The organism is Comamonadaceae bacterium OTU4NAUVB1 (assembly GCA_024372625.1).
Taxonomy (GTDB): domain Bacteria; phylum Pseudomonadota; class Gammaproteobacteria; order Burkholderiales; family Burkholderiaceae_C; genus Variovorax.
This window is the reverse complement of record CP099605.1, coordinates 3,005,001-3,025,537: the sequence shown is the minus strand read 5'-3', so window position 1 is coordinate 3,025,537 and position 20,537 is coordinate 3,005,001. Positions and strand designations below refer to the sequence as shown.

The following is a 20,537-nucleotide window of genomic DNA, read 5'->3' as shown; positions in this document are numbered from 1 at the left end:
TCGTTTCGCCATCTTCGTGATCTGGTTCGCCCAATACAAGGACCGCATGGTCGGACCTAGCGTCACATATGCCTTCTATGCACTTCTGGCCGTTGTGGTCGCGCAGGCCGTGAACATCGTGTGCTGGTGGATGGTGCGAAAGAAACCTGTTGAACGTCGATTTCTGCGGCGCGTTGCTCTGTGCACGCTGGCATGTGCTTTCACTTGTTTTTGGCTGGCAGAGCGTTTTCGCTATTCAGGCGATCCCGATGCCCCCGGACGGAGGGCCATGTCGATACAAGGTGATGAATCGATTTCGATGGCAGGCCGGCTCACGCATACAGCGGTTCTTCCTCCATCCGCTCGCACTGGTCCTGCAGCACCAGGATCTGTCCCTTCCAGTAGTCGCTCGACCCGAACCACGGGAAGTTGATCGGGAAGATCGGGTCCTCGAAACGGCGCGCCAGCCAGGCGCTGTAGTGGATCAGGCGCAGGGTGCGCAGGGGCTCGACGAGCGCCAGTTCGCGCCGGTCGAACGCACGGAACTGCTCGTAGCCGTCGAGCAGGCCGCTCAACTGCGCCGTCCGCTGGGCGCGTTCGCCCGACAGCAGCATCCACAGGTCCTGCACCGCGAAGCCGGTGCGCGCGTCGTCGAGATCGACGAAATGCGGGCCGCCGAGCGGTCGGTCGGTGGGCGTCCACAGGATGTTGCCGGGATGCACGTCGCCGTGCAGGCGCAGTCGCCGCAATGGCGAGCCGGCCGATGCGGCGGGGTCGAGCGGCGTCGCGGCGATGCGCTCGAGCGCGGCGTTGCAGGCGGTTTCCCAATCGCGCTGCACGTCCAGCGGGATCTTGTCGTTGGCCAGCAGCCAGTCGCGCGAGGCGATGCCGAAGGTGTGCAGGTCGAGCGCCGGGCGGTGCGTGAAAGGCCGTGCGGCGCCGATGGCATGGATGCGGGCCAGGAAGCGCCCGACCCATTCGAGCACCTCGAAATCCTCCAGTTCCGGCCCGCGTCCGCCACGGTAGGGACTCACGCTGAAGGCGAAGCCGTCGTGGTGGTGCAGCGTCCGGCCATCGAGCTTCAGGGGCGCGACGGCGGGTACTTCGGCGGCGGCGAGTTCGAGTGCGAAGTCGTGCTCCTCGAGGATTTCCGCGTCGCTCCAGCGGCCCGGCCGGTAGAACTTGACGACCACCGCCGGATGCGGGTGCGCGTCTTCCAGGAAGACCTGGTAGACGCGGTTCTCGTAGGAGTTGAGGGCGGTCAGGCGACCATCGCCGTGCAGGCCCAGCGCGGACAGCGCGTCGAGCACCACGTCCGGCGTGAGGCTCTCGTAGGGGTGGGTGTCGGGCGGCGCGCTGGAGGAGGAGGTCATGCGGCCATTGTCGCCATCCCTCCCTCGGGGACGGCGCCTTTCGCGCCGGGGCACGCGCAGGGCGTGCCGGCCGATCAGACGATCGTCAGATCGACGTCGATGTTGCCGCGCGTGGCGTTCGAGTACGGGCACACCTCATGGGCTGCGTCGACCAGTTGCTTCTTCTGCGCGTCGTCCAGGCCCGGCAGGTTCACCGCCAGCTTGACGGCGATGCCGTAGGCGACGCCACCCTTGATCGGGCCGAGCGAGACCTTGGAGTCGATCGACACGTCGTCGGGCACCTTCACGCCGATCTTCGAGCTGACGGCCTTCAGCGCGCCGACGAAGCACGCGGCGTAGCCGACGGCGAACAGCTGCTCGGGGTTGGTGCCCGGCTTGTTGGAACCCGGGGCGCTCAGCGTGACGTCGAGCGCGCCGTCGCTGCTCTTGCCAGTGCCTTCGCGGCCGCCGACGGCGGTGGCTTCGGCGGTGTAGAGGACTTTTTCGAGGGTGTGGGCCATGGTGTTTCCTTGGTGGTTGCGGGTTGGGTTGGGAGGGAAATGCCTTCGGACGAAGGCGGCGGGGAAAGTGGATGGGCCGTCGGAGGAGGACGCGTTGCGGGTCAGGCGGCGGCCTTGAGCCGGTCACGCAGGTCCTGCAGCTGCCGCGTGAGGGCGACGAGTTCGTCGATCGAGCATTCGCTGGCCGTCAGCATGCAGGCGGGCACGTCGACCGCGCGCAGCCGCAGCTTGCGACCGGCCGGCGTCAGGGTGATGCGCACGCGGCGTTCGTCGGCCGCGTCGCGCAGCCGCGTCACGAAACCGCTCGCTTCCAGGCGCTTGAGCAGCGGCGTGAGGGTGCCTGAATCGAGCGAGAGCCGCTCGCCCAGTTCGGACACCGTGGTGCCGTCGCGCTCCCACAGGGCCAGCATGACCAGGTACTGGGGATAGGTGATGCCGAGCTGGTCGAGCAGGGGCTTGTAGAGCCGCGTCATCGCCAGCGAGGTCGAATAGACCGCGAAACACAACTGGTTGTCCAGATGGAGCAACGGGTCGAGAGCGGCTTTGGAAGGCATGGCCTCAAGCTTATCGAACAATTCAATTGTGTAAAATTGAATTGCGCCATGACCTTTGGGGTCTTGGGGTTTCGGTGCCCGCTGCCCGGGTGGCGCGGAGGGCTTTCGCGCCGGTCCGGCAGGGCCGGGGGCCGTGTGGGCGCGTCGGTCCGGTGGCCGTCGTCAGTAGGCGTAGACGCCGCGTTTCGTCTTGCGTCCGAGCTGCCCGGCCGCGACCATCTCGCGCAGCAGCGGGCAGGGCCGGTACTTGGAGTCGCCGAACTCGTGCAGGTAGACCTCCATCACCGCCAGACACACGTCCAGGCCGATCATGTCGGCCAGCGCCAGGGGGCCGATCGGCTGGTTGCAGCCCAGCTTCATGCCCGCGTCGATGTCCTCGGCCGTGGCGATGCCCTCGGACAGCACGAAGAAGGCTTCGTTGATCATCGGCACCAGGATGCGGTTGACCACGAAGCCCGGCGCGTTCTTCACCGTGATGGGCGACTTGCCCAGGGTCTCGGACAGCGCCTTGACCGCGTCGTGCGTGGCGTCGCTGGTCAGGTAGCCGCGGATGATCTCCACCAGCGCCATCATCGGCACGGGATTGAAGAAGTGCATGCCGATGAAGCGGTCGGGGCGCGAGGTGGCCGCGGCGAGCTGCGTGATGGAGATCGACGAGGTGTTCGACGCCACGATGACCTCCGGCGGCAGGATCGCGTCGAGCTGCTGGAGGATCTTCACCTTGAGGGCGTGGTTCTCGGTGGCCGCCTCGATGACCAGCTGCGCGCCCTTGAGGTCGTCGTAGTCCGTCGAGCCCCTGATGAGGGCGAGCGCCGCGTCCTTCTGCGCGCCGGTGAGTTTCTCCTTCTTGATCAGCCGGTCGAGGCTGGCGCCGACGGCGCCGAGGCCCTTGTCGACGGCCGCCTGCGAGATGTCGACCATCACGACGTTCACGCCGACGACCGCGCAGGCCTGGGCGATGCCGTTGCCCATCGTTCCGGCGCCAATGATGCCGACGGTCTGGATGCTCATGGGAAATGCTCCTTGAAGGGAAAGACAGGTGGAATGGAAGTTCGAGACGAGGTCGCGCAAGCCAGGATCGACCGGCCGCGCACCCTGAAGATTGTGAATTAAAGTTCCTTGTCGCCCGCTTCGTCCCCCGCCCTGAAAGAACGCCTCCATGACCACCGTCCTCGGCACCCCGCTGTCACCCCACGCCACCCGCGTGATGCTCCTGGGCTCGGGCGAGCTCGGCAAGGAGGTGCTGATCGCGCTCCAGCGCCTTGGCGTGGAGACCCTCGCCGTCGACCGCTACGACCACGCGCCCGGCCAGCAGGTCGCGCACCACGCCCGCACCCTGGCCATGAGCGACGCGACGCAGCTGCGCGCGCTGATCGAGGCCGAGCGGCCCGACCTGGTCGTGCCCGAGATCGAGGCCATCGCCACCGGCGAGCTGCAGGCGCTGGAGGACGCCGGCTTGGTGCGTGTCGTCCCCACCGCCCGCGCGGCCCGGCTGACCATGGACCGTGAAGGCATCCGCCGCCTCGCGGCCGAGACGCTGGGCCTGCCGACCAGTCCCTACGTCTTCTGCGATTCGCTCGACGCGCTGCGGACAGCCATCGACGCGGGCGGCGGCGGCATCGGTTATCCGTGCATCGTCAAGCCGGTGATGAGCAGTTCCGGCAAGGGCCAGAGCCGCATCGACGGGCCCGGCGACGTCCAGGCGGCCTGGGACCACGCCATGGCGGGCGGCCGCGTGAGCCATGGCCGGGTCATCGTCGAGGGCTTCGTCGACTTCGACTACGAGATCACGCTGCTGACCGTGCGCGCGCGCGGCGCCGGCGGCGCGGTCGAGACCTGCTTCTGCGAGCCCATCGGCCACGTGCAGGTCGGCGGCGACTATGTCGAGAGCTGGCAGCCGCAGCCGATGGCACCGCTGGCGCTGGAGCGGGCGCGACGCATCGCCCGCACCGTCACCGACGACCTGGGCGGACAAGGGCTTTTCGGCGTCGAGCTGTTCGTCAAGGGCGACGACGTCTGGTTCAGCGAGGTGAGCCCGAGGCCGCACGACACCGGCATGGTCACGATGGCGACCCAGTGGCAGAACGAGTTCGAGCTGCACGCGCGCGCCATCCTGGGCCTGCCGGTGGACACCACGCTCAAGAGCGCCGGGGCGAGCGCCGTGATCTACGGCGGCGTGGACGCGGCCGGAATCGTCTTCGAGGGCGTTGCCAACGCACTGGCCGTGCCGGGCACCGACGTGCGCCTGTTCGGCAAGCCCGAGAGTTTCGAGAAGCGTCGCATGGGCGTCGCGCTGGCCCACGCGGGCGATGTCGACACCGCGCGTCGCAACGCCAAGGAGGCCGCCTCGCGCGTGAAGCCGCGTCGGGCCTGACGCGGTCAGGCGCCCGACGGTCCGGCACGGCGCGTCGTGGCGCGTGTTTTTTCCCAAGACGAAGGATCGATCCATGCTGCATCCCCAAGCCCGCGCGCTGCTCGACCTGATCGAGCAGCGTGGCCTGCCCGCCACCCACACGCTGAGCCCGACCGACGCGCGCGCGGTCTACCGCGAGCGGCGCCACTTCACGCAACCCGATGCGCCCGAAGTCGACGAGGTGCGCGAACTTCAGGCCCAAGGCCCGAACGGCCCCATCGCCCTGCGCTTCTACCGTCCGCTGGGCAGCGCTGGCGCCGTGACGCCGGTGCTGGTGTATTTCCATGGCGGCGGCTGGACCATCGGGGATCTGGACACGCACGACACGCTGTGCCGCGAACTCGCCAACGGTTCCGGCTGCGCGGTCGTCTCCGTGGACTACCGCATGGGTCCGGAGCACCGCTTTCCCGCCGCCGTCGACGACGCGCTGGCCGCCACGCGCTGGGTGCGCCACGAGGCCACCGCCCTGGGCGTCGACGCGGCGCGCTTGGCCGTGGGCGGCGACAGCGCCGGCGGCAACCTCGCCGCCGTGGTGGCGCTGGCCGCGCGCGCCGCCGGGGACCTGCCCATCGCGTTCCAGCTGCTGATCTATCCGGCCACCGACATGCGTCGTGGGCATTCCTCGCACACGCGCAACGGCCAGGGGTATCTGCTGACCCACGAGTCGATGGCCTACTACCACGACCATTACATCGACGATCCACGGCACGACCTCGACTGGCGTGCCTCACCGCTGCTGGCGGACGACTTCGCCGGCCTTCCGCCGGCCCTGGTGATCACGGCCGGACACGACCCGCTGGTGGACGAGGGCGCGGACCTCGCGCGACGGCTCTCCGGGGCCGGCAACCGCGTGAGTTATGTCTGCTTCGAGCGGCAGATCCACGGTTTCATCACCATGGGGCGCGTGCTGGACGAGGCACACACGGCGGTCGCGCTATGCGCCGTCGAACTTCGGCGGGCCCTGTCGAGCGCCCCATCGGCAAAGGCCACGCGGGACTGAACGCTGGCCGGGCAGGGTGCCGCGCTGTCGCTGGAAACGAAAAAAGCTCCCGAAGGAGCTTTTCTCTGCTTCACCACGACCGTCGAAGTCCTGGTGAAGGCATCTTGGATGCGGGAAGCGAGGGCTTAGTAGCCGCCGCGGCTGCCGCCACCGCCACCGCCGTAACCACCGCCGCCGCCGCCACCGCTGCGGCCACCGCCACCACCACCGTAGCCGCCACCACCGCCGCCGTAGCCACCGCCACCGCCGCTGTTGCCGCCACCACCGTAGCCGCCGCCGCCACCGCTGCGGCCACCACCACCGTAGCCACCACCGGCCGGACGGGGTTCCATCGGGCGGGCTTCGTTCACCGTGAGCGCACGGCCGTCGAGGGTGTGGCCATTCAGGCCTTCGATGGCAGCCTGCGCTTCAGCGTCGGTGCCCATTTCGACGAAACCGAAGCCCTTGGAGCGGCCGGTTTCACGTTCCATCATGACCTTGGCGCTGGCCACTGCACCGAACTCGCCGAAGGCTTGTTCGAGGTCGTTGTCACGGATGGAGTAGGACAGGTTGCCTACGTAGAGTTTCTTGCCCATGGAGGGACTCCTAATTCAAACCAAAATAACAAAGCGATGGAGTCCCAGAATCACAACTGACTTGAAGAGCGCTGTGGCGCGAAACTACCGGATCACCGATTCGTGTCGGGTGAAAGATCACCGAAACACTTGCGCATTGTCGTCCACTCTGGCGGCTTTGGGGGAAATGCTTTCACCGTTCGTGCTGAAATCGTGTCGATTCAGGGTATTTCCTGAGTTCTGGCGGGCCGCGGCGGTCCGCGTCCCGTCCTGTTCCCCCTTCCATGTCGATGCACCGCTCGCCTTCGCGTCCTCTCGCGCAGACACGGTGCCCGACCCCAAATCCGTCAGCGAGCGTCGCATGCCATTCACCAGCCTGGGTCTCATCCCTTCCCTCGCGAAAGCCTTCGCCGATCTCGGCCATGCCACGCCCACCGCGATCCAGCGCGACGCGATTCCCGCCGTGCTCGCGGGCCGCGACGTGCTGGCGACGGCGCAGACGGGCTCGGGCAAGACCGCCGCCTTCTCGCTGCCGTTGCTGCAGCGTCTGTCGGGCCGGCTCCCCGGAGCCGGGCGTCGCAGCCTGCAGGCCCTGGTGCTGGTGCCCACGCGGGAGCTCGCCGCGCAGGTGGGCGACACGCTGCGCGACCTCGCCCGCGCGCTGCCGGAGCCCGCGCGCATCGCCGTGGCCTTCGGCGGGGTGTCGATCAATCCCCAGCTGATGGCGCTGCGCGGCGGTGCCGACGTCATGGTCGCGACGCCCGGCCGGCTGCTCGACCTGGTGGACCACCACGCGATCGACCTGGGCACCGTGTCGATGCTGGTGCTCGACGAGGCCGACCGGCTGCTCGACCTGGGCTTCGATGCGGAACTCCAGCGCATCCTGGCCCTGGTGCCCGCGCGGCGCCAGACCCTGCTGTTCTCGGCCACCTTCGCGCCAGCCATCGAGAAGCTCGCCGGCCGGGTGCTGCACGAGGCGCTGCGCATCGACGTGGAAAGCGTGCCGGCCACGGCGCCCGACATCCTTCAGCGCGCCATCGAGGTCGATGCGCCTCGGCGCACGCAACTGCTCGCGCGGCTGGTGCGGGAGGAGGGTTGGACGCGCGTGCTGGTCTTCGTCGCCACGAAGCATGCCGCCGAGACCGTGGCCGACAAGCTGCGCAAGACCGGGCTGGCGGCCGAACCGTTCCATGGCGTCCTCAGCCAGGGCAAGCGCAGCCAGGTGCTGGCCGACCTCAAGGCGTCACGCGTGCAGGTGGTCGTGGCGACCGACCTGGCCGCGCGCGGCATCGACGTGACCGCGTTGCCGGTGGTGGTGAACTACGACCTCCCGCGCTCGGCGATCGATCATGTGCACCGCATCGGGCGCACCGGCCGCGCGGGCGAGCGTGGTCTGGCGGTGAGCTTCGTCGACGCTTCGACCGAAGCGCATTTCCGCCTGATCGAGAAGCGCCAGGGGCAGCCGGTGCCGCGCGAGCGGATCACGGGTTTCGAGCCGATCGGGACGGGGGCCACCGGTACGGGGGCGGCGGTCGGGGCCGCGGCCATCGCCGAGGCGGCGGCCGGCACGGGCGGCGTGAAGGGCCGGCGGCCGAGCAAGAAGGACAAGCTGCGCGCGGCGCAGACGCAGCAGGGCGGCTGACGGCTTCCGGCGCGGTGCGCCGGGCCCGCAACGCCGGACCCGATCGGGGCGCGGACCGTCGGGGCGCCAGGACGTCAGCGCGTCGGGACGCATCAGGAACCGAAGGCACCCTTCAGACGCTGGCCGGCGCAGGCCTGGGCTCCCTTGGCCTTGGCCACGACGGCCGCGACGACGGCCAGGTTGCCATCGGCATCCTTGCCGGCCCGTGCCACGCGCTTGCGGTCGCCCTTGTGCTTCGCCGCGTCGGCGAGCGTGCACTCGCACGAGGCCGGGGTGTCGTCCCACGCGGCCTGGGACTTGGCTTCCGGCGCACGCCGATGGTCGACCGAGATGACGACCGCGTCGGCTTCCTTGGCGATGCCGCGCGCGCCACCGTCGTGGACCTGCTCGTCGACGATGACCCGGCCGCCGCCGTGGACGTCAACGACCATGGGGAACCGACCCGGACCGTCGGGCGTGTCGATGCGCGCCGGCAGCTTGCCCGTGGCGCCCTGGAGGGGATCGTCCATGCGGGTCACGCCCGCCACGCCTCCTGCCCGCCGTGCCGGGTCTCGGCCGTTCCCGATGTCAGCGCCGGCGCAGGGGCGCCAGCAGGTCCTTGAGCCCGTTGTGGTCGATCTCGTGCATCAGCTGCAGCAGTCGCCCGATCTCGCCCTTCGGAAACCCCGTGCGGGCGAACCACGTCAGGTAGGCGCCGGGCAGGTCGGCGATGAGGGTGCCCTTGTACTTGCCGAAGGGCATCTCCAGCGTGACCAGGCGCTGCAGGTCTTCGGAATTCATCGGCTGCGGATGTCGGAACGTATGCCGACGTCTTCAACGGACGGCCGTGTCCGCCTCACTGGAAGGCGACTTCCGCGAAGCTGCGCAGCTTGCGGCTGTGCAGCCGGCTGGAGCCCTCGGCGCGCAGGATCTCGATGGCGCGCATGCCGATGCGCAGGTGCTGCTCGACGCGTTCCCGGTAGAAGTGGTTGGCCATGCCCGGCAGCTTGATCTCGCCGTGCAACGGCTTGTCGGAGACGCACAGCAGCGTGCCGTAGGGCACCCGGAAGCGGAAGCCGTTGGCCGCGATGGTGGCGCTCTCCATGTCCAGCGCCACGGCGCGGCTCTGGCTGAAGCGGCGCTGGGGTTCGTTCTGCGGCAGCAGTTCCCAGTTGCGGTTGTCGGTGCTCGCGACGGTGCCGGTGCGCATGATGGTCTTGAGTTCGGTGCCGTCCAGGCGGGTCACGTCGGCCACCGCCTTCTCCAGGGCCAGCTGGATTTCCGCCAACGCAGGGATCGGCACCCACAGCGGCAGTTCCTCGTCGAGCACGTGGTCCTCGCGCACGTAGGCGTGGGCCAGCACGTAGTCGCCCAGCTGCTGGCTGTTGCGCAGACCGGCGCAGTGGCCCAGCATCATCCAGGCGTGCGGGCGCAGCACGGCGATGTGGTCGGTGATGGTCTTGGCGTTGGACGGGCCGACGCCGATGTTGACCATGGTGATGCCGGTGCGGTCGGCGCGCACCAGGTGGTAGGCGGGCATCTGCGGCAGGCGCGGCGGTGCGACGCCGCCCTCGGGGCCCGCGTAGCCGACGCGGTAGTTCGTCACGTTGCCCGGCTCGATGAAGGCGACGTAGGGACTGTCGGGATCGGCCATCGCCTCGCGCCCGAGCGCGATGAACTCGTCGATGTAGAACTGGTAGTTGGTGAACAGCACGAAATTCTGGAACCACTCCGGCGCGGTGCCGGTGTAGTGGCGCAGGCGATGCAGCGAATAGTCCACGCGCGCGGCCGTGAAGAGCGCCAGCGGCTCGGCGTCGCCCTGGCGCGGCACGTGGGTGCCGTTGGCGATGCCGTCGTCCATGGCGGCGAGGTCGGGCAGGTCGAACACGTCGCGCATCAGGGCGCGGCGCTCGGCGCTCATGGTGCCCTCGATGTGGTCGTTCTCGGCGAAGGAGAAATGGATCGGGATCGGCTGGCTGGCGATGCCGACCTCCAGCTCGACGCCGTGGTTCTCCAGCAGCAGGCGGAACTGTTCGAGGTAGTAGCGGCTGAACAGGTCGGGCCGCGTGAGCGTGGTCTCGTAGCGGCCCGGGCCGGCGACGAAGCCGTAGCTCAGGCCGGCGGTGGTGGGCGCGGTCGGGCGCGACAGCGAGACGGTGTGCGTGTGCACCCGCACGAACGGGTAGCAGGCCCGCACGCGCCCGGGCAGGGTGTCGCCGGCGACGAAGCGCAGCATCGATTCGCGCAGGTGCGCGATCGCATCCTGGTAGATCTTCTGGACGTGTTCCAGCGCCGCGGCGGCGTCGTTGAAGCGGGCGGGGGCGACGAAAGGCGGCATGTAGGGCATGCGGCCATTGTGCCAACGCGCCCCCGGCCGTCGTCAGTCCGGCAGGGCTTCGCGCATCGACACGAATTCCTCCGCCACGGTCGGGTGCACGCCGATGGTGGTGTCGAACTGCGCCTTGGTCGCGCCCGCGCGCATCGCCACCGCGAAGCCCTGCACCACCTCGCCGGCGTCCGGGCCGACCATGTGCAGGCCCACCACGCGGTCGCTCGACGTGTGGACCAGCAGTTTGAGGAAGGTGCGCTCGTCGCGCCCGGAGAGCGTGTGGCGCAGGGTCTTGAACTCGCTGGCGAAGACCGTCACGTCGTCGTCGAACTTCTTGCGCGCGGCCGCCTCGGTCAGACCGCAGGTGCCGACGTTCGGGTGGGTGAAGACGGCCGTGGGGATGAACTCGTAGTCGACCTCGCGCCGGCCGTCGCCGAACAGCCGGTCGACCAGCGCCATGGCCTCGGCCAGCGCCACCGGCGTGAGCTGCACGCGGGTGGAGACGTCGCCCAGCGCGTGGATCGACGGCACCGAACTGCGGTAGTGCGCATCGACCACCACCGCCCCTTGCGCGTCGAGTTCGACGCCGGCCGCCTCCAGTCCCAGGCCCTGCGTGCAGGGACGGCGCCCGGTGGCGTAGAGCACGACGTCGGCCGGGATGCGCGTGCCGCTTTCCAGCACGACCTCGAGCGGCGCAGCTTCGGCGTCCTCCAGGGACGACGCCACCACGGACGCCACCCGGGCGTTGAGCCGGATGTCGACGCCCGCCTTGCCCATCTCGCGCGCGAGGAACTCGCGCACGTTCTCGTCGAAGCTGCTGAGGATGTGCGCCTGGCGCTGCAGCAGGGTGACCTGCGTGCCCAGGCCGTTGAAGATCGAGGCGAACTCGCAGGCGATGTAGCCGCCGCCCACCACCACCAGGCGCTTCGGGAACGTCGCCAGGTCGAACATGTCGTCCGACACCGCCACGAGGTCGCGGCCCGGCACGTCGGGCACGAACGGCATGCCGCCAGTGGCCACGAGGATGTGGCGCGCGGTGTGGCGCCGGTCGCCGACGGTGACGGTGTGGGCGTCGGCCACCTGCGCCCAGCCGCGGATCAGGGTCACCCCGGTGGCGTCGAGCAGCCCCTGGTAGACGCCGTTGAGGCGATGGATCTCGTGGGCGCGCCGGGATTTCAGGCGTTCCCAGTCGAAGCTCGGCGCCGTCGGCAGGTCCCAGCCGTAGCCATGCGCCTCCTCGAAGGCCTCGGCATAGCCGGCCGCGTAGCTGTAGAGCTTCTTGGGAATGCAGCCGACGTTGACGCAGGTGCCGCCGAGCTCGGCGGCCTCGGCCAGCGCCACGCGCACGCCGCGCCGGGCGGCCATGCGCGCGGCGCGCACCCCGCCGCTGCCGCCGCCGATCACGAAAAGGTCGAAGTCGTAGGTCGTCGTCATGGGCCCTTGCAGGAAAGAATGAACGGATCTCCGGATCCGTTCGATGGTAGTGCGGCGGTGTCTCTCGCCGGTTACAGGGCGCGGGGGTTCGCGAGGAAGAAGCGCAGCATCTCGGCGCTGGCATCGACGCCGCGCGGGTCGGTGTAGGTGCCGCTCGCGCTGCCGCCCGACCAGGCGTGGCCGGCACCGCGCAGCGTCCAGGATTCGACCGCGATCCGGCCGTCGGCACCGGCGTGTTCGGTGCGCGTGAACGACTGCCCCTGGGGCGAGCGTCCCTCGACGGCCTTCGCCGGCGCGCCGGCGCCGTCGAGCGCGGCCTTGACGACGGCGGCCGCGTTGGACGGACTCACCGTGGCATCGGCATCGCCGTGGAACACGATCACCGGCGCGCGGCGCGTGCCGGGCGCGCGCACGGCCACCGGTGCCGCCGAGGGTGCGCCGCGCATCGCCGACAGCGCCGACACCAGGTCGGTGGCCGCGCCCGCGGGCAGGCCCGAATGCACGCCGACCGCCGCGAAGACGTCCGGGTAGACGTGCCCCAGGATGTCGGCCATCGCGCCGCCGGCCGACAGGCCCGCCACGTAGACGCGTGCCGGATCGACCTGCTCGGCCGCGACGATCGACTGCGTGAGCGCCGCCAGCAGGGCCGGCTCGCCGCGGCCGCGCTGCTGGTGCTGCGACTTGAACCAGTTCCAGCACTTCTGCGAGTTGGCGTGCTGCGTCTGTGCCGGGTAGACGACCACCACACCGGCCTGGCGCGCGAGGTCGTTCATGCGGGTGCCGGCGGCGAAGTCGGCCGGGTTCTGGGTGCAGCCGTGGAGCATGAGCACCAGGGGCGGTGCCGGGGCATCGGCCGCGCGGGCCGGCACGAAGAGCTTGTAGGCCAGGGTGCGGCCCTGGTGGGTGAAGCTGGCGTCGGTCCAGCGTTCGGGGCGGGCGCCGTCGGGTGCGCGGGGCGTGGACGGTTCGGTGGGCGTCGCCTGCGGTTGGGCGCGCTCCTCGTCGATCACGCGCACGCAGCCGTCGATCACGACCGGGGACGCCGGAGGGGTTGCCGGAGCGCCGGCCGCGAAACCCGTGGGGAAGCCGGCCGGGAAGGCGCCGGGCGCGAAGCCCGTCTGGCCCGTCGCGCTGGTGGCACGCTGCATGAACGACTCGAACTGGGCCATCGGGTCGAGCGTGCCCGACATCGCCGGAGGAACGGCGGCGTCCGGGCCGTCGAGACGGGCCGCGCGCAGCGCACGCTGGATCGCCTCGGTCGCGGCCTGCAGCTGGCCGTCCTGGGTCATGCGGGAGGCGTCGGTCATCAGGCGTTGGAGGAGGGAGTTCATGAGGGGCTTTCGGTGAGGCGGAAGTGAAGTGGGGCGTCGTGACGTCGTGGAAGGAATCGGAAGCAAGGACAAGGAGAGTGAAAAGGTAAGGAGGGGCGAGGCGCGCAGGGCCTGCGGACCGGCGCGTCGGAGAGGGCGCGACGCGCTAGTGGATGCGCGAGGCCAGCGCGTTCTTGACCGCCGGACTGGCGTGCAGCGCGCCCAGCACGGTGATGGAGCCGATCGTCGCGAGCGCGAGTTCGACGCTCACGTCGGCGGCGATGGCGGCGAGGCCCAGCACGCGGATCTCCAGGCGGTCGCCGGCGCGGCGCACGGCCTCGAGATCGGCGGCGGTGAATTGCTGCAGGCCCAGCACCAGCATCTTGCGGGCCACGGCCTGCTTGACCACCTCGCCATGCACGGCGAGCTGGTTGCGGATGGCGGTGCGGATGAAGTCGGTGCGATTGGAATAGAAGCTCTCGGTCACCAGCAGATCGATCTGCCCGAGGTCGACGTAACCGAGGTTGATGGTGATCTTCTCGGCGTCCGACGGCTTGATGCGGGCGAGGGGCGTGACGGTTTTCGTTTCCATGCCCAGATCTTATTACCATCCATGTGGATGGTCAATGGATGGCTGTTGGATGTCTACAGGCTGGTAGGGAGAATGAGCCGGTGAAGCCGCGAGAATCCGTCATCGATTCACGACAGGAGACCCGCCATGTCCACAGACCCTTCGGCCGCGCTGCCGATCTCCCCGGACGCCGTCGGCGCCCACGGCTATGCCGGCGACATCACGCCCGAGCAGGCGCTTCGATGGATGGAGACGGAAGAGGCCGTGCTGGTCGACGTCCGCACGGATGCCGAACGCGAATGGGTGGGGCGTGTGCCGGGTGCCATCCCGGTGGCCTGGAAGCAGTGGCCGGGCATGGAACTCAATCCGGTGTTCGACGCGCAATTGCGGGCGGCGGTGCCGCCGGGCAGGAAGGTCGCGCTGCTGTGCCGAAGCGGGGTTCGTTCGGTCGCCGCGGCGAAGCGGGCGACGGAACTGGGCCTGGAGGCCTACAACATCCTCGAAGGTTTCGAGGGAGACCCCGATGCACAACGCCATCGCAACCGCACGGGTGGATGGCGTTTTCGTGGTCTGCCCTGGACGCAGGGCTGACCGGAAGAAGACACAAGGAACTTCGGGCGGGACAGGCATGGAGGCGTGTCCCGCTCGAGGTCCCCGAGGGCATCAGAGCGCGGGAATGCGCAGTTTCTGGCCGGGGTAGATCTTGTCGGGGCTCGTGAGCATGGGCTTGTTGGCCTCGAAGATCGCGTTGTACTTGTTGGCGTCGCCGTAGTACTTCTTGGAGATCGCCGACAGCGTGTCGCCGCTGACCACGTCGTGGTACTGGGCCGCGGCGGCGGCCGGTGCTTCCAGGTTGTTGTCCACGCTCGTCACGTTGGCCACGTTGCCGGCGGCCAGGCCGGCTTTCTCGCTGGCTTCCTGCGACGGCGCGCTGCCCGACAACGTGACCACGCCGGTCGATGCGACGTAGCCCACCTGCAGGTTGGTCAGGCCCAGGTTCTGGGTCTCGATGTACGTCTTGATGGCATTGGCCGCGGCGGTGTTGGCCGCGTTCGGGTCGGTGGCGGCGCCGGGTGCCGCTTCGGCCGCGTGGGCCGACGAGCCGCCGAACAGTTTTTCGCCCGCTTCCTTGATGAAACTCAGCAATCCCATGATTCACTCCTTCGATGATGTTGATGAAGACCGAAGGACCGCTGCGGGTCCGGGTCGGTACCCGCATTTCTAGGGGCGGCCGGACGCCGACGACGTAGGTTGTGAGCGCGTGTGCCTGTGTGGGCAGCCCGGAGAAATGTGGCGGGTCCGTGAAATGCCGGTCGTCTGAATACAACGAAAGTACCGACAACATCGCAATAATCCGGCGATGACTTTCCTGGCCATCGACATCGGCAACACACGCCTCAAATGGGCGCTCTACGACCTGCCGGGCCCGGACGCCGCCTTGCTCGCGCAGGGCGCCGAGTTCCTCGATCACGTCGAGCGGCTGGCCGAAGGGCCCTGGGCCGAACTGGCCGGATTTCCGTCGCCGGACGCGATGCTGGGCTGCGTGGTGGCCGGCGATGCGGTGCGCCGCCGCGCCGAGGAGCAGATCGAGGAGTGTTTCGACTGCACGCCGCGCTGGGTCGTGCCGAGCGCGGCGGAAGCGGGGCTGGTCAACGGTTACGACCACCCCACCCGGCTGGGATCGGACCGCTGGGTGGCGATGATCGGCGCGCGCCACCGCATGCTGTCGCAGGGACCGGCGCGTCCGATGGTGGTGGTGATGATCGGCACGGCCGTCACCGTGGAGGCCATCGACGGCGACGGACGATTCCTGGGCGGACTGATCCTGCCGGGTCACGGGATCATGCTGCGCGCCCTGGAGTCGGGCACCGCCGGGCTGCACGTGCCCACCGGCGAGGTCTGCGAATTTCCCACCAACACCAGCGACGCGCTCACCAGCGGCGGCACCTACGCCATCGCGGGCGCGGTCGAGCGCATGCGCCAGCACGTCATGCACCACTGTGGCGCGGAGCCGGCCTGCTACATGACCGGTGGCGCGGGCTGGAAGATGGCGCCTTCGATGGTCACCCCGTTCGAGCTGGTCGACGGGCTCGTCATGGACGGGTTGCTGGTGATCGCCGCGGCGCGGGCCGTGGCCGCGCGGGGCTGAGGCCCGCCGCGTTCCTTGCCCGTCAGGCCGGCGCGCCGTTCGACGGCTTCAGGAACTCCTCGGCCAGCCGCACCCAGCAGGTCGCGCCCAGCGGAATCAGGTCGTCGTTGAAGTCGTAGCTCGCGTTGTGCAGCGTGCACGGACCACCGCCGTGCAGCGGCGCGCGGTGGGTGCCGTCGCCGTTGCCGATGAAGGCGTAGGCGCCGGGCCGCTCCAGGAGCATGAAGGAAAAGTCCTCGGCGGTCATGGCCGCCTCCTGCGCGAGCACGTTTTCCTCCCCCACGATGCCGGCCATCACGCCGCGCGCGAAGTTCGCCTCGGCCGCGCTGTTGATGGTCGGGGGGTAGTTGCGGATGAACTGGAAGTCGCACTGGGCGCCGTGGGCGGCCGCGACGTGCTCGGCGATCGTCGCCATGCGCGACTCGATCAGGTCGAGCACTTCCAGGGAGAAGGTGCGCACCGTGCCGCGCAGTTCGCAGCGATCGGGGATGACGTTCACGGCCTCGCCCGCATGGATCATCGTCACCGAGACGACCCCCGCGTCGGTCGGCTTCTTGCCGCGCGTGAGGATGGTCTGGAAGGCCTGCACCATCTCGCACGCGACCGGGACGGGGTCGATGGTCGTGTGGGGCAGCGCCGCGTGGCCGCCCTTGCCGCGCACCGTGAGCCTGAACTCGTTGCTCGACGCCATCGCCGGGCCCGGACTGACGGCGAACTGCCCGGCCTTCATGCCCGGCCAGTTGTGCATGCCGAAGACCGCGTCCATCGGGAACCGCTCGAACAGGCCTTCCTTGACCATCTCGCGCGCGCCGCCGCCGCCTTCCTCGGCCGGCTGGAAGATCAGGTAGACCGTGCCGTCGAAATCGCGGTGCTTCGCCAGGTGCTGGGCCGCGGCCAGCAGCATCGCGGTGTGGCCGTCGTGGCCGCAGGCGTGCATCCGGCCGGGGTGCGTGCTGGCGTGGGAGAAAGTGTTGAGCTCGGTCACGGGCAGCGCGTCCATGTCGGCGCGCAGGCCGATGGCGCGCGTGCTGGTGCCGTTCTTCACGATGCCGACCACGCCCGTCGTCGCCAGCCCGCGGTGCACCGGGATGCCCCATTCGGCCAGCCGCGCCGCGACCACGTCGGCCGTGCGCACCTCCTGGAAGCAGAGTTCGGGGTGGGCATGCAGATCGCGGCGGATGGATGCGATGCCCGCGGCCTGGGTGAGGATCGAATCGATGAGTTTCATGCGGCACAGTCTAGGCCTGGCGTCGCGCCCACGGGGCTTCCCGGACAATGCGGCCCCATGTCCGCATCGCCCGAATCCTCCACTTCCGCCGCGTCCCAGGTCCGCGCGCTGACCACCATGAAGCGCATCGCGCTCGGGCTGCTCGGCGGCGCGGCATTGCTCTACGGCGTGGCGAGCGCGCTGGAAGGGCGGCATCCGGCCTGGGGCTACGCGGCCGCCTTCGCCGAGGCGGCGATGGTCGGCGCCATCGCCGACTGGTTCGCCGTGACGGCGCTGTTCCGCCATCCGCTGGGCCTGCCGATCCCGCACACGGCGATCATCCCGGCCAACAAGGACCGCATCGGCGCCAAGCTCGCCGGCTTCATCGTCGACAACTTCCTGAGCACCCAGCAGGTGCTCGCCAAGCTCGCGCAGTTCGACCCGGCGGCGCGGCTCGCGCGCTGGCTGTCCGATCCGGCGCGGGCGGCCACGCTGGGCGACCACGCGGTGGCGGTGGCGCGCCACGGGCTCGCCGCCTTCGACGACGAGCGCGTGCGCGCCTTCCTGGCCCGCGCCGCGACCGCCGGACTGGCGCGGATCGACCTCTCGCGCCTGCTCGGCCAGGCGCTCGACGCGCTCACGGCGGACGGTCGCCATCAGGCGCTCCTGGACGACGTGCTGGCGCAGGTCGCGCACGTGGTCGAGGGCGAGGAGGTGCAGGCGCGCATCACCGAGGCCATCGCCCGCGAGGTGAAGACGCTGCGCTACGTGGGGCTCGACCAGGTCGCCGCGCGCGCGGCCACGCGCAAGATCGTCGCCGCGGTGGCGCGCACCATCGGCGAGCTGGCCGACGAGCCCGGCCATCCGCTGCGCCAGCGCTTCGACGTCTTCGTCGTCGAGTTCGTCGACAAGCTCAAGCACGACCCGGCGTTCCGCGAGCGCGGCGAACGCATCCGCGCCGAGCTGCAGACGCATCCGGCGCTCGGCGAGTACCTCCACGGGCTCTGGGGCCAGCTGCGCGACTGGCTCGGCGACGACCTCGCGCGCGCCGACTCCAGCGTGCGTCAGCGCATCGTCGACATGGCCGGTGCGCTGGGCGAGCGCCTGGCACAGGACGAGGCGATGCGCCGCTGGATCAACGAGCAGGTCATGGACGCCGCGCCGCGCGCCATCGAGCGCTACCGCGAGGACATCCGCCGCTACATCGTCGAGCGGGTGGGCCAGTGGAACGCCGACGAGATGACGCGCGAGCTCGAGCGCAACATCGGGCGCGACCTGCAGTTCATCCGCATCAACGGCACGCTGGTGGGCGGGCTGGTGGGACTGCTGATCCACGCCGTGACGCAGCTGTTCGGCCGGTGAACCATGCCGGGGCGGGTCGCCATCGTCGGGCTCACAGCAGTTCGTCCGGCGCCAGCGGTCCGAAGACCTTCAGCAGCAGGCGAAGGCCGGCGCTCGTGTCGGGTTCGGTGCGCGCGTCGGTCAGGCCGCTGCCCTGCGGCGCGCGCCAGACGAGCCGCCCGTCCTCCCGCTCGACGCGCCAGGCGCCTTCGCGCAGCACGGTGCCGATCCGGTCGGTGACGAGCGTGGAGAGTTCGGGGCTGCGGATCAGCAGGGCGATCTCGGTGTTCTGAAGCTGCGAGCGCAGGTCGAGGTTCATCGAGCCGATGACGAACAGCCGGCCGTCGAGGACCAGCGCCTTGGAGTGCAGCATGGCGCGCGAGGCACCGCCGGATTCGCTTCCCGCGCTGCCGCTGCCCGACGCGCCGAGGACGCTGCCGAGTCCGGCCTGCCGGCTGCGCATCTCGTAGAGCTCGATGCCCATCGCCAGGAGTTCCTCGCGATGGCGCGCGTAGCCGACGTGGGCGACCGGCGCGTCGTTGGAGGCCAGCGAGTTGGTCAGCACGCGAACCCGCACGCCGCGTGCGCGGGCCGCCGAGAACGCCGCCTTCATGTCGGGGCCGGGCACGAAGTAGGGGGAGATCACGAGCAGGTCGTGCCGCGCCTGGCCGATGAGCTGCAGCAGGCCGTCGACGACGGTCTCCCCGGCACCGTCCGACGGCGCGCTGGCGGTGTCGCCACCGCCGCCGGGGATGGCCGGAGCGGGCGGCGTGGCCCCGGAATCCGCCGTCGCGCTGCCGTTGCCGCCGTCGACGCCACCGGATTCGGCAGCGATCTTCGCTGGCTTGTCGGCCAGCACGACGGCGGGTGCCCAGGTGAACGTGACGTTCGCGAGGTCCATCGGCTGCTGGTCCCAGGCGGCGGCGAACTGGGCGTCGGTCGGTCCGGCATCGCTCGGACGCGGCTCGCCGTCGGGGAGCTTGGGCGCGCCGCCGGAGGGCTCCTGTTGGGCCGGCACGGCGCCGGCCTCGCCGGCGGCCATCCGGGACGTGTCCGCGCGCCGCTCGACATCGGCGGCCACCGTGCGTTCGTGGATCTCGCGGAGTTCCGCCTGCGAGACCAGCGATTGCACCGGATAGGCGCGTTCATCGTTCCAGTAGCCGTCGAAGCTCGCGGACAGCTCGCGCACCACCGGTCCGGCGGCGAGCACGTCCAGGTCGATGAAGTTGCTGTTCTGCGCGATGCCGAAGTAGGCGTCGCCCAGGTTGCGCCCGCCGGTCACGGCCATCACGTTGTCGGCGACGAACAGCTTGTTGTGCATGCGTTGCTGCACGCGGTCGAAGTCGCTGATCGAATTGAACAGGCGTCCCAGGGCCGAGCCGCGTGCCCCGGCGAGCGGGTTGAACATCCGCATCTCGACGTTCGGCTCGAAGGCCAGGCCCATCACCAGCGCATTGCGACCGGTGCTGTGGAAGTCGTCGAGCAGGATGCGCACGCGCACCCCGCGCCGCGCCGCGCCGCGCACGGCCCCGAGCAAGCGAGAGGAACTGGCATCGGCATGGATCGCGTAATACTGAAGATCGAGCGTCCGGCGTGCCATGTCGACGAGCGCCAGCCGGCTGCCGTAACCGCTCTGAGGCGTGCCCAGGAGCAGGAAGCCCGATCCCACGCGCGCCCCGGCCGCCTGCCGCTTCGCCTGCACGAGCGTGGCCAGCGGCGTGTCGGCCATGGGCGCCGGCGCCGTTGAAACGGGCCGCTGGACATCGGTGGGCAGCTGCGCGCAGCCGACGACGACGGCGGTGGCGGCAGTCAGCGTCAGGGTCACCAGCAGGCGACGCAACGCGGAAGTGGACCGGGCCAGGGAAAGACGTGGAGACATTGGAACGCTGCCGGGGTGAAAAAGGAGGCCAAGGATGTCAGGCGCGGCGCCCGTCCGGCCATGCATTGCGCAGGGATGTGCGGCTTCGCCTGTCGCGCCTGCCCGCGACGTGAATTCGGTCACGGCCCGTCGTCGGCTCTGGCTGATCGACGGCGATGCCGGCCGGTCGCGCCGGTGCGATCCCGGTCTGCCGCGCGGTCGGATGGACGCGACATGCCGGGTCGACCGGGTCGGTCACCCGTTTCGCGCGACCGGCGTTCGTGGGCGCGCGTGCTTCAGGGCCTCAGCGGCCGGCGCTCAGGACGTCCCATCGCTCCAGCACC

21 protein-coding genes (1 of these 21 only partly in view) are annotated in these 20,537 nt (G+C 69.9%); 6 read left to right on the top strand and 15 right to left on the bottom strand.

What is annotated here, in order from left to right:
- Positions 1-311: 311 nt before the first annotated feature.
- The 4 genes from NF681_17555 to NF681_17540 form a co-directional block, all read right to left on the bottom strand.
- Positions 312-1,352: a serine/threonine protein kinase gene (locus NF681_17555; GenBank protein UST54057.1), complete on the bottom strand. Its 1,041-nt coding sequence runs from the start codon at positions 1,350-1,352 to the stop codon at positions 312-314.
- 74 nt (positions 1,353-1,426) lie between these two features.
- Positions 1,427-1,852 carry an organic hydroperoxide resistance protein gene (locus NF681_17550; GenBank protein ID UST54056.1) on the bottom strand — a complete coding sequence of 142 codons (426 nt, stop codon included), beginning with the start codon at positions 1,850-1,852 and terminating at the stop codon, positions 1,427-1,429.
- Between the two features lie 101 nt (positions 1,853-1,953).
- Positions 1,954-2,406, bottom strand: a complete 453-nt coding sequence (locus NF681_17545) for a MarR family transcriptional regulator (GenBank protein UST54055.1) — start codon at positions 2,404-2,406, stop codon at positions 1,954-1,956.
- A 162-nt stretch (positions 2,407-2,568) separates the two neighbouring features.
- A complete protein-coding gene (locus tag NF681_17540; GenBank protein ID UST54054.1) occupies positions 2,569-3,417 on the bottom strand; it encodes a 3-hydroxybutyryl-CoA dehydrogenase in 849 nt (282 codons plus the stop codon).
- 148 nt (positions 3,418-3,565) lie between these two features.
- On the opposite strand from NF681_17540, the gene purT reads away from it, so the two are divergent.
- The gene (gene purT / locus NF681_17535; protein UST54053.1) at positions 3,566-4,780 is read left to right on the top strand and encodes a formate-dependent phosphoribosylglycinamide formyltransferase; all 1,215 of its coding nucleotides are present in this window, start codon (positions 3,566-3,568) and stop codon (positions 4,778-4,780) included.
- Positions 4,781-4,853: 73 nt separating this feature from the next.
- Positions 4,854-5,819 carry an alpha/beta hydrolase gene (locus NF681_17530; protein UST54052.1) on the top strand — a complete coding sequence of 322 codons (966 nt, stop codon included), beginning with the start codon at positions 4,854-4,856 and terminating at the stop codon, positions 5,817-5,819.
- Positions 5,820-5,944: 125 nt separating this feature from the next.
- Here the strand turns inward: NF681_17530 and NF681_17525 are convergent, their stop codons facing one another.
- Complete coding sequence (locus tag NF681_17525; GenBank protein UST54051.1) at positions 5,945-6,394, bottom strand: RNA-binding protein; 450 nt, start codon at positions 6,392-6,394, stop codon at positions 5,945-5,947.
- A 340-nt stretch (positions 6,395-6,734) separates the two neighbouring features.
- On the opposite strand from NF681_17525, the gene NF681_17520 reads away from it, so the two are divergent.
- Entirely contained in the window at positions 6,735-8,015 is a 1,281-nt protein-coding gene (locus NF681_17520) for a DEAD/DEAH box helicase (protein UST54050.1), read from the top strand.
- Between the two features lie 92 nt (positions 8,016-8,107).
- Here the strand turns inward: NF681_17520 and NF681_17515 are convergent, their stop codons facing one another.
- The 6 genes from NF681_17515 to NF681_17490 all read right to left on the bottom strand — a co-directional run bounded on the left by NF681_17515 (position 8,108) and on the right by NF681_17490 (position 13,659).
- The gene (locus NF681_17515; protein UST54049.1) at positions 8,108-8,524 is read right to left on the bottom strand and encodes an alpha/beta hydrolase; all 417 of its coding nucleotides are present in this window, start codon (positions 8,522-8,524) and stop codon (positions 8,108-8,110) included.
- Positions 8,525-8,582: 58 nt separating this feature from the next.
- Positions 8,583-8,795 (bottom strand): DUF3820 family protein, encoded by a 213-nt coding sequence (locus NF681_17510; protein UST54048.1) that lies wholly within the window; start codon positions 8,793-8,795, stop codon positions 8,583-8,585.
- Positions 8,796-8,850: 55 nt separating this feature from the next.
- Entirely contained in the window at positions 8,851-10,341 is a 1,491-nt protein-coding gene (locus tag NF681_17505) for an AMP nucleosidase (GenBank protein ID UST54047.1), read from the bottom strand.
- Positions 10,342-10,374: 33 nt separating this feature from the next.
- Positions 10,375-11,757 (bottom strand): glutathione-disulfide reductase, encoded by a 1,383-nt coding sequence (gene gorA / locus NF681_17500; GenBank protein UST54046.1) that lies wholly within the window; start codon positions 11,755-11,757, stop codon positions 10,375-10,377.
- Positions 11,758-11,828: 71 nt separating this feature from the next.
- Positions 11,829-13,088 carry a PHB depolymerase family esterase gene (locus tag NF681_17495; protein UST54045.1) on the bottom strand — a complete coding sequence of 420 codons (1,260 nt, stop codon included), beginning with the start codon at positions 13,086-13,088 and terminating at the stop codon, positions 11,829-11,831.
- Positions 13,089-13,233: 145 nt separating this feature from the next.
- Positions 13,234-13,659 (bottom strand): CopG family transcriptional regulator, encoded by a 426-nt coding sequence (locus NF681_17490; protein UST54044.1) that lies wholly within the window; start codon positions 13,657-13,659, stop codon positions 13,234-13,236.
- A gap of 126 nt (positions 13,660-13,785) precedes the next feature.
- Between NF681_17490 and NF681_17485 the strand changes: the two genes are divergently transcribed.
- Positions 13,786-14,229 (top strand): rhodanese-like domain-containing protein, encoded by a 444-nt coding sequence (locus NF681_17485; protein UST54043.1) that lies wholly within the window; start codon positions 13,786-13,788, stop codon positions 14,227-14,229.
- Between the two features lie 72 nt (positions 14,230-14,301).
- Here the strand turns inward: NF681_17485 and lysM are convergent, their stop codons facing one another.
- On the bottom strand, positions 14,302-14,790 hold the full coding sequence (gene lysM / locus NF681_17480; protein ID UST54042.1) for a peptidoglycan-binding protein LysM: 489 nt from the start codon (positions 14,788-14,790) through the stop codon (positions 14,302-14,304).
- Between the two features lie 208 nt (positions 14,791-14,998).
- Between lysM and NF681_17475 the strand changes: the two genes are divergently transcribed.
- Positions 14,999-15,787, top strand: a complete 789-nt coding sequence (locus NF681_17475; protein ID UST54041.1) for a type III pantothenate kinase — start codon at positions 14,999-15,001, stop codon at positions 15,785-15,787.
- A gap of 22 nt (positions 15,788-15,809) precedes the next feature.
- On the opposite strand, the gene NF681_17470 is transcribed toward NF681_17475, so the two are convergent.
- Positions 15,810-17,015: a M20 family metallopeptidase gene (locus NF681_17470; GenBank protein ID UST54040.1), complete on the bottom strand. Its 1,206-nt coding sequence runs from the start codon at positions 17,013-17,015 to the stop codon at positions 15,810-15,812.
- Between the two features lie 57 nt (positions 17,016-17,072).
- On the opposite strand from NF681_17470, the gene NF681_17465 reads away from it, so the two are divergent.
- Positions 17,073-18,356, top strand: a complete 1,284-nt coding sequence (locus tag NF681_17465; protein ID UST54039.1) for a DUF445 domain-containing protein — start codon at positions 17,073-17,075, stop codon at positions 18,354-18,356.
- A gap of 31 nt (positions 18,357-18,387) precedes the next feature.
- Here the strand turns inward: NF681_17465 and NF681_17460 are convergent, their stop codons facing one another.
- Both NF681_17460 and NF681_17455 read right to left on the bottom strand, forming a co-directional pair.
- Positions 18,388-20,214: a phospholipase D family protein gene (locus NF681_17460; protein ID UST54038.1), complete on the bottom strand. Its 1,827-nt coding sequence runs from the start codon at positions 20,212-20,214 to the stop codon at positions 18,388-18,390.
- A gap of 283 nt (positions 20,215-20,497) precedes the next feature.
- Positions 20,498-20,537 carry the final stretch of an ATP-binding cassette domain-containing protein gene (locus NF681_17455; GenBank protein ID UST54037.1) on the bottom strand. The gene runs 1,877 nt beyond the window's last position, so 40 of the gene's 1,917 nt are visible here — the last part of the coding sequence; the start codon falls outside the window, past its right edge; its stop codon occupies positions 20,498-20,500.